Annotated in this window: 5 protein-coding genes; 1 reads left to right on the top strand and 4 read right to left on the bottom strand. The window is 60.3% G+C overall.

Features of this window, described 5'->3' with window-relative positions; genetic code table 11:
* Window positions 1-126: 126 nt before the first annotated feature.
* Window positions 127-1491 (bottom strand): TolC family outer membrane protein, encoded by a 1365-nt coding sequence (locus tag KGA81_RS17690; RefSeq protein WP_223547460.1) that lies wholly within the window; start codon window positions 1489-1491, stop codon window positions 127-129.
* Window positions 1492-2079: 588 nt separating this feature from the next.
* On the opposite strand from KGA81_RS17690, the gene KGA81_RS17680 reads away from it, so the two are divergent.
* Entirely contained in the window at window positions 2080-11517 is a 9438-nt protein-coding gene (locus KGA81_RS17680; RefSeq protein ID WP_317850797.1) for a retention module-containing protein, read from the top strand.
* A 95-nt stretch (window positions 11518-11612) separates the two neighbouring features.
* On the opposite strand, the gene KGA81_RS17675 is transcribed toward KGA81_RS17680, so the two are convergent.
* The 3 genes from KGA81_RS17675 to KGA81_RS17665 all read right to left on the bottom strand — a co-directional run bounded on the left by KGA81_RS17675 (window position 11613) and on the right by KGA81_RS17665 (window position 14423).
* Window positions 11613-11963: a DUF6124 family protein gene (locus tag KGA81_RS17675; RefSeq protein WP_223547459.1), complete on the bottom strand. Its 351-nt coding sequence runs from the start codon at window positions 11961-11963 to the stop codon at window positions 11613-11615.
* 387 nt (window positions 11964-12350) lie between these two features.
* Window positions 12351-13001 (bottom strand): retron Ec78 anti-phage system effector HNH endonuclease PtuB, encoded by a 651-nt coding sequence (gene ptuB / locus KGA81_RS17670; protein ID WP_223547458.1) that lies wholly within the window; start codon window positions 12999-13001, stop codon window positions 12351-12353.
* 21 nt (window positions 13002-13022) lie between these two features.
* Window positions 13023-14423, bottom strand: a complete 1401-nt coding sequence (locus KGA81_RS17665; protein ID WP_223547457.1) for an AAA family ATPase — start codon at window positions 14421-14423, stop codon at window positions 13023-13025.
* Between the last annotated feature and the right edge of the window lie 3 nt (window positions 14424-14426).

Below are 14426 nucleotides of genomic sequence, written 5' to 3'. Positions count from 1 at the left end.
GTTGCTCTGCGGCAATTGACAGATATCTGCATATCTCACTGTAGGAGCTGCCGCAGGCTGCGATCTTTTGATCTTGATTGCTCAACAGCAAAGTCAAAAGATCGCAGCCTGCGGCAGCTCCTGCAGTTATTTCATTTCAGGCAGACGAGCTTCGTTTTTCACTTCGGTCTGGGCGATCGCGTCGGCGGGCAGTACGACCCGTTGTTTGCTCAACAACTGGCCCATGTTCGCCAGGACCCGGTACATCGAAAACTCTTCGGTGTAGCGCACTTCGGTGTAACGACGGTTGGCATTGTAGAGTTCGTTTTCACTGTCGAGCAGGTCCAGCAGGGTCCGTTGACCCAGGCCGAACTGATCCTGGTAGGCGATGCGTACGCGTTTGCTGGTGTCGGCGTATTCACGGGCGGTCGGGGTTTGTTTCTTGGCATTGACCATGGCGTTCCAGGCCAGGTGAATGTTCTCGTTGAGCTGGCGCAGGGCATTGTTACGGATGTCCATGGCCTGGTTGATCTTGTGCGAGTCGGAGGCCAGGCGCGCCTTGTCGCTGCCGCCGCGGAACAGGTTGTAGTTCATGATCACACCGACCCGCCATTCATTGTCGTGGCCTTCATCACCCTGCACATTGTTGTTCGCGCCCACGGCAGCCTCGGCGTCGAGGCGCGGGTAGAACGGCGACTTGGCGACTTCGTACTGGCTTTCGGCCGATTGCACGTCGGCCTGGGCGGATTTCAGGTAAGGATTGTTTTCCACCATGCTCTGCTGGGCTTCGGGCAAGGAGGTGGGGACTTCGCCGCGAATCGACGGCGGGGTTTCGAGTTCATCGGGCATGCGCCCCACAACGGCATAGAAGTTCGACTCGGCGTCAGCCAGATCGACTTCGGCGGTGTCGAGGTTGTTTTCTGCCAGTGCCCGGCGAGCCGCGGACTGGTCGGCATCGGCGTTGCTGCCCACGCCGCGCTGGGTGCGCAGGCCGATCTGGTCGTTGACCCGCAAGTGCGCTTGCAGGTTGTTCTTGGCCAGTGTCACCAGTTCGCGACGCTTGAGCACTTCGAGGTAAACCTCGGTGGTGCGCAGGGCCAGGTCCTGAGCCGTGCCTTGGGCATAATAGGCTCGCGAGTTGACCACACCCTGGGTGCGCTGGACTTCATTGGCAGTGTTGAACCCGTCGAAGAGCATTTGTCGCAGGCGCAGTTCCGACTGGGTGTAGTTCAAGGTTTCAGTATTGTGCCCGCTGGGGGTGAGCGCCCGGGTATTGGTGTTATCGCTGTATGCGCGCCCGTAGGCGGCGTTCAAATCAACCGATGGATAAAAGCCCCCTTTGGCGACCTTCACGTCCTCATCCGCCGACAGACGGCTGTCCACCCGTGACGCCAGCTCCGGGTGGGTCGCGATGGTGCTCTGGATTGCCTCGGTCAGCGTCATGGCCTGAACCTGGGACGAGCAGGCCATGGCCCAGAGAACCGCGCTGCAGAGGGGGGTTAATAGGCGCATGTTGCATCTCCCTGAATCCTGATGGTGCTTATCAGTCGCCAATTATTTGACGACATTTATAGTTGAAGTTGTTTCACATCCTTAACAAAAGAGCTAAGAACATTCTGAAGCGTAGCTAAGAAATTTTTTTCATAACGGCTATGCAAAAAAAAACTTATGCGCCCTGCAAAATCCAGCACATTGTTCAATTCGAAAGCCTTTGTTTTATGAGCTCTTGGGCGCTCTACGGGGTTTAAGGAAAGTTCCAATCCACTTATCGACATAGAGCGGAGAAGTGCTGGAGGGGAGGGAAGCGAACGATCTAGTGGCGACGGTTTTTTGTCACTCGAGTGATTCAAGATCGTTACGCATTGCTCACAGGCAACGTTGTTGCGCACAGGGATCCGATGCCATTGATTGCAGAGGGATTTCCCCAAAATCGTAAACAGCGCCGTGAGCGACTGGCTGGGCGAGATCGTTGCCGGGGCCACGGCTTACTCACGTAAACCGGTACCTGGAACACGATCCGCCAGACAACCCGCTTGAGCCGTGAGCACGTTCTTCGCACAAACAAGCTGCCGACAGCGGTTGGCAGCGGAGGAAGTGCACATGGCTACGCTCATCGGTATCGTCAGTAAGGTCATCGGTCAGGTGTTCGCGGTTGCGAGCGACGGCACCCGGCGTGCTTTGGTCGAAGGGGACCGGTTGTTCGCCGGCGACCAACTGAGCACCGGCGCCGAAGGCGCGGTGGCGGTGCACCTGCAAAATGGCCAGGAACTGACCCTCGGGCGCGGCAGCAGCATGCAGATGACGGCGCAGTTGCTCGCCAATCAGATTCCCCATGTGGACTCGTCCGAGGCGGTAACGCCGAGCCAAGCGCAACTGACGGATGTCGAACAGCTGCAAAAAGCCATTGCGGTCGGCGACGACCCGACCCAGACCGCTGAAGCCACCGCTGTCGGGCCTGCCACGACTACCGGTGTACCGGGTGGCATCCAGGGCGGTGGTCATGGTTTCGTCCTGCTCGAAGAAGTGGGCGGGCGCGTCGATCCGATCATCGGCTTCCCCACTTTCGGTTTCAATGGCATCCCTGAACTTCCCGAAGAACGCCTGAACGCCAATCCGGACAATAACGTTGTAGCGGACGATGTTCCTGTGGTGCCGCCGGTGGTTGTGCAAGTGCCGAACAGTCCGGTCACCTCCGACGACCTGTCGGAGCAGAACGGCGAGCGGACCGTCAATGAAGCCAACCTGGCCGACGGTTCGGCGAGGAACGCAGACTCGCTGACGCGAAGCGGCACCTTCACCATCAATGCGCCAGACGGGTTGAACAGCCTCAGCATCGGCGCGATCAACTTGATCAGCGGTGGTGTGGCGGCCGGCTTTCCGCAATCGATCACCTCCCCGCTGGGCAGCACGCTGACCATCACCGGGTTCAACGCGGCGACCGGGGTGGTGAGCTACAGCTACACCCTCAACCGTGCCGAATCCCACGCAAGCGGCGAGGGTGCCAATAGTCTTGCCGAACACGTCACCGTGGTGGCCAGCGACAGCAATGGCGACAGCATTACCGGTACGCTGGATATCAGCATCATCGACGACGTGCCCAAAGCAGTCGATGACAGTAATGGCACCGCTTCGGAAACCCAGCTGACCCTCAGCGGCAATGTGCTGAGCAACGACGTGCAGGGCGCCGACCGCGTGCCGCTCGGGGAAAGCGCCGGGCCGATCACCCCCGGCACCTTCACCGGCACCTACGGCACCCTGGTGCTGAATGCCAACGGCACCTACACTTACACCCTCAACCCCAGCGATGCCGACTTCATCGCCCTGCACGGCGGTGGCAATGGCACCGAGACCTTCACCTACACCCTCACCGATGCGGACGGCGACAGCGGCACGGCGAACCTGGTGCTGCAGATCCACAACAACGATGACTCGGTGACGGTCGGCGGGTTGAATGCTGAGGGCGGCGAACTCACCGTCTTCGAGAAAAACCTCAGCGACGGTAGTGCACCGGACTCCACCGCGTTGACCCAAAACGGCACCTTCAGCGTCAGCGCGCTGGACGGCGTCACGAGCCTGAGCGTCGGCGGCATCGCCGTGGTCAGCGGCGGCGTGGCTGCGGGCTTCCCGCAATCGATCAGCACGCCGCTGGGCAGCACCCTGACCATCACCGGGTTTAACGTCGCCACCGGCGTGATCAGTTACAGCTACACCCTCAATGACAACGAAGGCCACCCAACTGGCAACGGCGCCAACACCCTGCCCGAGCAGTTCGCCGTGACCGTGGTCGACGACAACGGCAGCACCGCGACCGGTTCACTGGACGTGACCATCGTCGACGACCTGCCCCGTGGCGTGGACGACAGCAACATCAGTACCGCTTCGGAAACCCAGCTGACCCTCAGCGGCAACGTGCTGAGCAACGACGTGCAGGGCGCCGACCGCGTGGCACTCGGGGAAAGCGCCGGGCCGGTCACCCCCGGGACCTTCACCGGCATCTACGGCACCCTGGTGCTGAATGCCAACGGCACCTACACCTACACCCTTAACCCCAGCGATGCCGACTTCAAGGCGTTGCACGGCGGCGGCGACGGCACCGAAACCTTCACCTATACGCTGACGGACTCTGATGGCGACAGCAGCACCGCCAACCTGGTGCTGCAGATCCACAACAACGATGACCCGACCACAATCGGCGGGTTGAATGCTGAGGGCGGCGAACTCACCGTCTTCGAGAAAAACCTCAGCGACGGCAGTGCACCGGACTCCACTGCGTTGGCCCAGAACGGCACTTTCACCGTGACCGCGCTGGACGGTGTCACCACCCTGACCGTCGGCGGCATCACCGTGGTCAGCGGCGGCGTGGCCGCCGGCTTCCCGCAATCGATCACCACGCCGCTGGGCAGCACGCTGACCGTCACCGGGTTCAACGCCGCGACCGGCGTGGTCAGTTACAGCTACACCCTCAACGACAACGAAGGCCATCCGACGGCCAACGGCGCCAACACCCTGCCCGAGCAGTTCGCCGTCATCGTGGTCGACGACAACGGCACCACCGCCACCGGTTCGCTCGACGTGAACATAGTCGACGACCTGCCCAGTGGCGTGGACGACAGCAACATCAGTACCGCTTCGGAAACCCAGCTGACCCTCAGCGGCAATGTGCTGAGCAACGACGTGCAAGGCGCCGACCGCGTGCCGCTCGGGGAAAACGCCGGGCCGATCACCCCCGGGACCTTCACCGGCACCTACGGCACCCTGGTGCTGAATGCCAACGGCACTTACACCTATACCCTCAACCCCAGCGATGCCGACTTCATCGCCCTGCACGGAGGTGGCAATGGCACTGAGACCTTTACCTACACCCTCACCGATGCGGACGGCGACAGCAGCACGGCGAACCTGGTGCTGCAGATCCACAACAATGATGACTCGGTGACGGTCGGCGGGTTGAATGCTGAGGGCGGCGAACTCACCGTCTTCGAGAAAAACCTCAGCGACGGCAGTGCACCGGACTCCACCGCGTTGACCCAAAACGGCACCTTCAGCGTCAGCGCGCTGGACGGCGTCACGAGCCTGAGCGTCGGCGGCATCGCCGTGGTCAGCGGCGGCGTGGCTGCGGGCTTCCCGCAATCGATCAGCACGCCGCTGGGCAGCACCCTGACCATCACCGGGTTTAACGCCGCCACCGGCGTGATCAGTTACAGCTACACCCTCAATGATAACGAAGCGCACCCGACGGCCAACGGCGCCAACAGCCTGCCCGAGCAATTCGCCGTCACCGTGGTCGACGACAACGGCAGCACCGCGACCGGTTCACTGGACGTGACCATCGTCGACGACCTGCCCAGTGGCGTGGACGACAGCAACATCAGTACCGCCTCGGAAACCCAACTGACCCTCAGCGGCAACGTGCTGAGCAACGACGTGCAAGGCGCCGACCGCGTGCCGCTCGGGGAAAACAGCGGCCCGATCACTCCCGGGATCTTCACCGGCACCTACGGCACCCTGGTGCTGAATGCCAACGGCACTTACACCTATACCCTCAACCCCAGCGATGCCGACTTCATCGCCCTGCACGGAGGTGGCAATGGCACTGAGACCTTTACCTACACCCTCACCGATGCGGACGGCGACAGCAGCACGGCGAACCTGGTGCTGCAGATCCACAACAACGATGACTCGGTGACGGTCGGCGGGTTGAATGCTGAGGGCGGCGAACTCACCGTCTTCGAGAAAAACCTCAGCGACGGCAGTGCACCGGACTCCACCGCGTTGACCCAAAACGGCACCTTCACCGTCAGCGCACTGGACGGTGTCACGAGCCTGAGCGTCGGCGGCATCACCGTGGTCAGCGGCGGCGTGGCCGCCGGCTTGCCGCAATCGATCAGCACCCCGCTGGGCAGCACGCTGACCGTCACCGGCTTCAACCCGGCAACCGGCGTGATCAGTTACAGCTACACCCTCAATGACAACGAAGGCCACCCAACTGGCAACGGCGCCAACACCCTGCCCGAGCAGTTCGCCGTGACCGTGGTCGACGACAACGGCACCACCGCGACCGGTTCACTGGACGTGACCATCGTCGACGACCTGCCCAGTGGCGCGGACGACAGCAACATCAGTACCGCCTCGGAAACCCGACTGACCCTCAGCGGCAACGTGCTGAGCAACGACGTGCAAGGCGCGGACCGCGTGCCGCTTGGGGAAAACAGCGGCCCGATCACTCCCGGGATCTTCACCGGCACCTACGGCACCCTGGTGCTGAATGCCAACGGCACCTACACCTACACCCTCAACCCCAGCGATGCCGACTTCAAGGCCCTGCACGGCGGTGGCAACGGCACCGAAACCTTCACCTACACGCTGACGGACGCCGATGGCGATAGCAGCACCGCGAACCTGGTGCTCAACGTCCACAACAACGACGATCCGGTGACCCTCAACGGCCTCGACGTGTATGGCGGTGAGCTGACGGTTGACGAAAAGAATCTCAGCGACGGCAGCAGCCCCAACGCACCGGCCCTGACCCAGAACGGCACCTTCACCGTCAGCGCGCTGGACGGCGTGACGAGCCTGAGCGTCGGTGGCATCACCGTGGTCAGCGGCGGCGTGGCTGCGGGCTTCCCGCAATCGATCAGCACGCCGCTGGGCAGCACCCTGACCATCACCGGGTTTAACGCCGCCACCGGCGTGATCAGTTACAGCTACACCCTCAACGATAACGAAGCGCACCCGACGGCCAACGGCGCCAACAGCCTGCCCGAGCAATTCGCCGTCACCGTGGTCGACGACAACGGCACCACCGCGACCGGTTCACTGGACGTGACCATCGTCGACGACCTGCCCAGTGGCGTGGACGACAGCAACATCAGTACCGCTTCGGAAACCCAACTGACCCTCAGCGGCAATGTGCTGAGCAACGACGTGCAGGGCGCCGACCGCGTGCCGCTCGGGGAAAACAGCGGGCCGATTACCCCCGGCACCTTCACCGGCACCTACGGCACTTTGGTGCTGAATGCCAACGGCAGCTACACCTACACGCTGAACCCCGGCGATGCGGATTTCAAAGCCCTGCACGGCGGTGGCGACGGTACCGAAACCTTCACCTATACGCTGACGGACGCCGATGGCGACAGCAGCACCGCGAACCTGGTGCTCAACGTCCACAACAACGACGATCCGGTGACCCTCAACGGCCTCAACGTGTATGGCGGTGAGCTGACGGTTGACGAAAAAAATCTCAGCGACGGCAGCAGCCCCAACACGCCGGCCTTGACCCAGAACGGCACCTTCACCGTCAGCGCGCTGGACGGCGTGACGAGCCTGAGCGTCGGCGGCATCGCCGTGGTCAGCGCTGGCGTGGCCGCCGGCTTCCCGCAATCGATCAGCACGCCGCTGGGCAGCACGCTGACCATCACCGGGTTCAACGCCGCCACCGGGGTGGTGAGTTACAGCTACACCCTGAATGACAACGAAGCCCACCCAACCGGCAACGGCGCCAACACCCTGCCCGAGCAGTTCGCCGTGACCGTGGTCGACGACAACGGCACCACCGCGACCGGCAGCCTCGACGTCAACATCGTCGACGACCTGCCCAATGGCGTGGACAACAGCAACATCAGTACCGCCTCGGAAACCCAACTGACCCTCAGCGGCAACGTGCTGAGCAACGACGTGCAAGGCGCGGACCGCGTGCCGCTTGGGGAAAACAGCGGCCCGATCACTCCCGGGATCTTCACCGGCACCTACGGCACCCTGGTGCTGAATGCCAACGGCACCTACACCTACACCCTCAACCCCAGCGATGCCGACTTCAAGGCCCTGCACGGCGGTGGCAACGGCACCGAAACCTTCACCTACACCCTCACCGATGCGGACGGCGACAGCAGCACCGCGAACCTGGTGCTCAACGTCCACAACAACGACGATCCGGTGACCCTCAACGGCCTCAACGTGTATGGCGGTGAGCTGACGGTTGACGAAAAAAATCTCAGCGACGGCAGCAGCCCCAACACGCCGGCCCTGACCCAGAGCGGCACCTTCAGCGTCAGCGCCCTCGATGGCCTGCAAACCCTGACCGTCGGCGGCATCACCGTGGTCAGCGGCGGCGTGGCCGCCGGCTTGCCGCAATCGATCAGCACCCCGCTGGGCAGCACGCTGACCGTCACCGGCTTCAACCCGGTAACCGGCGTGATCAGCTACAGCTACACCCTCAACGACAACGAAGCGCACCCGACGGCCAACGGCGCCAACAGCCTGACCGAGAACTTCGACATCGTGGCCACCGATACGGACGGCGACAGTGCGACCGGGCAGATCAACGTCAACATCGTCGATGACTTGCCGAGCGCCAAACCTGACTCGTCATCGGTGACGGAGGGCGGTACGGTCAACATCAGTGTGCTGGGCAACGACATCAGCGGCGCCGATGGTCCGGCGACGGTGGTCGGCGTGCGCGCCGGCAGCAATACCTCGACGTCGGCCATCGGCGGGCTGGGCAACCAGATCAATGGCACCTATGGCTACCTGACCCTCGATGCCAACGGCAACGCGGTGTATCACAGCAACCCGGGTTCGGTCGGCGATGCGGGGGCGACCGATACGTTCACCTATACCGTGCGCGACTCCGATGGCGATGAAAGCACCACCACCATCACCATCGACGTGGCCAACAGCATTATCAAGGCCAACCCCGACAGCGACGTGACGGTCTACGAAAAAGCCCTCGACCTGAGCAAGGACGGGCAGGACCTGGCCGCCGCTACGGTCACCGGCAGCGACCCGGGCAACAACGGCGAAACCGCGTCCGGGACCCTGGTCGGATCTGTCTCGGGTGCCAGCGGCGCGGTCACCTACACCCTGGTTGGCAGCGCCACCGGCACCTATGGGCAGATCCTGCTCAACCCCGACGGCAGTTACACCTACACCCTGACCTCGGCTCCGAAAACCTCGCCGAACGCCAACGACGGGCCGAACAGCCTGAGTGAAAGCTTCACCTACAAGGCCACCGATGCGCTGGGCAACAACAGCACCAGCACCATCGTGGTCAACATTGTCGATGACGTGCCCAAGGCGGTGGCAACGGATCGCTCGGTGGCGGCGGTGCAGATCGATTCCAACCTGCTGATCGTGCTCGATGTCTCCGGCAGCATGGCCGACCCTTCCGGCGTGTCGAACCTGTCGCGGCTGGATCTTGCCAAGCAGGCCATCAGTGCCTTGCTGGATAAATACGACGACCTGGGCGATGTGAAAGTGCAGCTCGTCACCTTCAGCAGCAGCGCCACCGACATGACCTCGGTGTGGGTCGATGTCGCGACCGCCAAGACACTGCTGGCCGGCCTCGTCGCGAACGGCAATACCAACTACGACGCGGCTGTGGTGACCATGCAGACCGCGTTCAACACCTCGGGCAAACTCACCGGGGCGCAAAACGTCGGCTACTTCTTCTCCGACGGCAAGCCCACCACCGGCCAGGAAATCGGCACCGCCGACGAGACCGCGCTGAAAGCCTTCCTCGATGCCAACGACATCAAGAACTATGCGATCGGCCTGGGCAGTGGTGTGAGCAACGCCAACCTCAATCCACTGGCCTATGACGGCAGCAGCCACACCGACACCAATGCGGTGGTGGTGACCGATCTCAACCAGCTCAACTCAGTGCTGTCCGGCACCGTGATCGGCGCTCCGGTTACCGGTTCGCTGCTGGGCGAGGGCGGCACATTCGGCGCCGATGGCGGCTTCATCAAAACCGTCACGGTGGATGGCACCACGTACACCTACGATCCGAGCGGCAACAGCAATCAGGGCTCGCTGAACTTCAGCGGCGGGCTCAACCACGGCACGTTCAACACCGTGGACAACACGTTAAGTATTGCCACCAACAACAGCGGTACCTTGCAGATCAATCTCGACACCGGTGAATACGCCTACATTTCGCAGAAAACCACGTCGGTGTTGATCACTGAAAACATCGCCTTCACCGCCAGCGACAACGACGGCGATCTGGCCAGCGCCACCCTGACGGTCAAGGTCATACCCAATGCACCGCCAGTGGCCGCCGATGATAACGTCATCACCAACGTGCTTTCGGGCACTGTCGTGGTGCCGGGCGAATTGTTGCTGGCCAACGATACCGACCCCAATGGCGATCAACTCTCGGCGACACCGACCTCGTTCAATACCGGCTGGATAGCCAAGGGCGCGGACTTTACCGGCACCGGCGCGATCAGTTTCGCCGGCACCAACAACAACCCCGCCAACCAGAGTCTGGCCGACGTGCGCAATGCCTTTGCGGCCAACACGGCGACCATGACGGCGCTGCTGGTGATCAGTGGCTATCTGGGCGCCGCGAACAACTCCAATGGCAGCAATGAAGACCTCATCACGGTCAAGCTGAAACAAGGCGAGACGCTCAACCTCGATCACAACCTGGACCCAGGGCACATCACGATGGAGTATTCGCTCAACGGTGGGGCGTTCGTCAGCATCGCCGATGGCGGCACCATCACCGCAAGCGCGGATGGCACCTACCAGATCCACCTGACCAACGTCCCCAACCCCGGTAACGGCAATACGAACGCGGCGGAAGACTATCAGTTGACCATGACCGTGAACTACGCCGGGGCACACGACGTCACCCCTGACTACCACGGCACCTACACCGCCAACGACAACCATGGCGGCAGCGACTCGGCCAACCTGACCATCAGCTATCAGGACGGCCACACCCTTACCGGCACCAGCGGGGATGACGTACTGGTGGCGGGCACGGGCAACAACCTCATCAATGCCGGCGACGGCAACGATGTGCTCACCGCCGGCTCCGGCAACAACGAGCTGCACGGCGGTGCCGGCAATGATCTGCTCTTCAGCGGTTCGGGCAATGACATCCTCGACGGCGGCACGGGGACCGACACGGCCAGTTACTCCCACGCCAGCGCCGGAGTGACGGTCGATCTCAGCCTTCTCACCGCGCAGAACACCCTGGGCGCGGGCACGGACACCCTGACCGGCATTGAAAACCTCACCGGGTCGAACTTCAACGACACCTTGACCGGTGACAACAACAGCAACGTGATCAACGGCGGCCTGGGCCACGACATCCTCAACGGCGGAGGCGGGGATGACCTGCTGATCGGCGGTTTGGGCAACAACACTCTCACTGGCGGGGCGGGGACCGACACCTTCCAATGGCTCAAGGGCAACAGCGGCCATGATGTGATCACCGACTTCACCCCCGGCACCGACAAGCTCGACCTGTCGCAGCTGCTGCAAGGGGAGAGCGGCACCACGGCGTCACTGGATGACTACCTGCACTTCACCGTCACCGGCAGCGGGCCGTCGACGGTGACCAGTATCGACGTCAGCGCCATGGCCGGCGCCGCGCCGAACCAGACCATCGACCTGGCCGGGGTCAACCTGGCCAGCCATTACGGTGTAACGCCGGGAGCGGGTGGGGTGATCGCGGGTGGGCATGACACGGCGACCATTATCAACGGCATGCTCAACGATCATTCGTTGAAGGTGGATACGGTGTGAGTTGAGGTCTGAAACGACAAAACCCGCCATTCTTGCGAAAGGAATGGCGGGTTGTTTGCTTTTTGAAGTGAAAAATCAAAAGACTTCAGTCTTGCCTAAACTTGCGGATCGAGATTATCCAGCGCCTGATTTACCGCCAGCTCACCTAGCATGATGATCTGCTGGATCGCCAGCATCGTATGGCGCTGCGATCCATGCAGGACCCTGGCGAAATCACTGGCCAGCACACTCGCCGACGCCAACGACTCACATGCATGGGCCAGCAGACTTTCGGTGCCGATGCCGGGTGCTATGGCGAACATCGTATTGGTTTTTTTTGCAGTAGCGTTGATGCGGGAGGACAGATTGATGTAGTCGTCGAGAGCGCGATCGGCAGCTTCGTGGAGTTTTTGCGGATCGATGGAAACGTTATCGGTTTCCGGGGGATTGGGTGTTGGTTTGAACATGGGTGAAGTTCCTTGATGGGTGGAGCAGCCACCGTTCGCGGTCAAACGAATAAGGTGGCAGCTGTACGCGGGTTGACCGACCGGACATCAAGGAATCCGGCACACCTGAAGGTGTCCCACGCACAGCCACCGCGACACGAGAATTCAGACAAATGCCTGAATCAGGTCTTGGATGCTGGTGCGCCTTGATTTGTTCGGACGGTCAAATCCGATCGCTGATTCGACAGCGACCCGCAAACGATAGAACCTGGCCGCGAGACACACAAGCCGGCGGATTCTGGCGTAGGTGTAGGCTGCGGCGCAAGAAGTTGTAGCTTTCATCAAGCAGCGGATGACAGTCGTTAAACAAAGTCATTTTCAGCGTAAACCAATTGGTGGCTTTCTCGGCTAAAGGCTCCAGGACAATGTATGTCTGATAGCTGTAGCAAAGGGTAAATGGGCGGTTACCAGGAGTTCTTCCGCAAGGTACTGCTGTAATTCCTCACTGTCCGGGTTTTCCTCATACATCTCTTGAAGAGCTGTCGCGGTATCAAGGAAGCCACGAACCGCCTCGCGTCTCATTTCGCGAAGCGCGCCATGTTCTGCATCAAGATTGAAAATTCGAAGGGTTTCCAGCGCTCGGTGAAGGTTGTGTTGATTCAAGTCTTCCCGTGGAGTGATGGTGCCGTCGCTGACGAAAATCAAGTAATCATCGGGGTTGTCATTGTCGGGTTTGAGTAAAATAGAATGATCATAGGCGCCGCAACTGTCCTTGAACTTACCGCAGGCATCTTCCCGATTACATGAGCCGAACAGATTGTTCCAATCGAACGTGCCTTGAGGAAATCTGTCTCGTTGTCGAAAGTGTTCGAGGTGCCGACGGCTGGCTTTACTGATATCGGCTTCGCAGTAAGCACAACGAGTATCCTGCATTAGTCGCAGGCACTCCCAAATATGCTCACGTTCCTCTGGCGTTGGTGATTCCAGCGACCAGCGATGCAGACCATGTTGATAGCGAGTAAGGCAGTGGGGCCCGCCACTTCGAACCAGTTTGTGCATTTACGCGGATCCTTGCGCTTACTATTTTTTAGTTTGTTTGCGTTTGAATATCTGCAATCTGATAAGTCGCTGACAGTCGAGCATGCAGGGATGTTGAGGGCCGAAGTGAGTGTCGAGATATTCGCGCAAATTCAAACCATGTGATGACTCATGACGGTCTTGCTGGATGAGTGCAATGTACTGGCTCAGTTTATGAGCGGGTTCGTTATCGGGTGTTGGATCGATATCCATGACGTAAGCCAGCACCTGTGAGCTGGCGACACCTTGGGTTTGTTGATCCACGTTACTCACCGTAACTCGGCGTCCCTGATCGTCGTTCACCGTCTGTAAAACGCGAATGCAGTGTGCGGAAACGGACGTAATCACCTGTGGGCTGTGTGTCGTTACGATGAACTGTATAAGCGGGAAAGCCCCTAAAAGATCGGGGATCACGGTTTGCTGCCAGGCGGGATGTAGGTGCATGTCGACTTCATCAATCAACACAACGCCCGTACTTTCACGAGGCGCGAGGATGCCCAGATGAGGGTTTAACTTGATGCAGCGATAGGCGATATCGGCGGCGAGGGCGACAATGTTGCGAATACCGTCGCTGAGTTGACTGACCTTCAACACTCCATGGACGGGGTGCTCCAGCACCAGATCGGAAAACTCACTGCTGTAAGCCAAATCTCGCCATCCTGTCTGATTTGCCAGCACTGCATTAACTGCGTTCTGTACTGCTATAACCGGGTGGGTGAATTCGTCTTTCACATCAATGCTGAGCTTTCCACGCTCAATATTGCGGATTTGCTCTTCTCGATAGCTGCGAAAAATGCGTGTGTACCATTTCACAAAATGTTTATAGCTGGAGGCGGGATCAAGGCAGTCGCGATAGGCATAGGTTCTGGAGAACTCGGCGTTTTCGGCTTTCTCAAACGCCGCGGTCAATTTTTTCTGGCTCCAGAGTCGTCCAGTGCCGTAGTAAGCCAGTACGGGCAGATCAATTGGCTTTAAATGCTCCTGAGAGGCGCTATTAAAAATCGCAGCTTCGAGAATCTGAGCTCGACCTTCGAGCTTGCTCGTAAAGGTATCCCCGCGTGTTTTTGTCGCTTTGCGAATACTGTCCCGACGACGTGTCCAATGCCATTTTTCACCTTGAAAAAGAGCTTGAGCTGTCAGGCTGGCAGGAAGCGATGGTTCCATTTGATGCGCCTTTAGAGGGCGCAGATAAACATCGTCTGGGTGTATTCCAGTCAGGTCATTGGTAGCGCTGCCAAGATCGAAACCACGAACATAAGGCCACAATGCAACCTTGATGGCATCCAGCAGGCTGGTTTTTCCTTGACCGTTGCGTGCCACCAACAGGGTTAACTGTTCATCGATTTCGAGAGTGAGTGTGGGGAAACAGCGGTAGTTTTCAAGCTCCAGCCTGATCAGTTTCACAGA

Source organism: Pseudomonas sp. A-B-19 (assembly GCF_019947515.1).
Taxonomy (GTDB): domain Bacteria; phylum Pseudomonadota; class Gammaproteobacteria; order Pseudomonadales; family Pseudomonadaceae; genus Aquipseudomonas.
The sequence above is the reverse complement of the archived record's forward strand: the minus strand, read 5'-3'. Positions and strand labels throughout refer to the sequence as shown.

What these genes read in the sequence shown, in the direction of transcription:
- KGA81_RS17690 (WP_223547460.1), bottom strand. Translation starts at nt 1,491, where the DNA reads ATGCGCCTATTAACCCCCCTCTGCAGCGCGGTTCTCTGGGCCATGGCC.
- KGA81_RS17680 (WP_317850797.1), top strand. Translation starts at nt 2,080, where the DNA reads ATGGCTACGCTCATCGGTATCGTCAGTAAGGTCATCGGTCAGGTGTTC.
- KGA81_RS17675 (WP_223547459.1), bottom strand. Translation starts at nt 11,963, where the DNA reads ATGTTCAAACCAACACCCAATCCCCCGGAAACCGATAACGTTTCCATC.
- ptuB (WP_223547458.1), bottom strand. Translation starts at nt 13,001, where the DNA reads ATGCACAAACTGGTTCGAAGTGGCGGGCCCCACTGCCTTACTCGCTAT.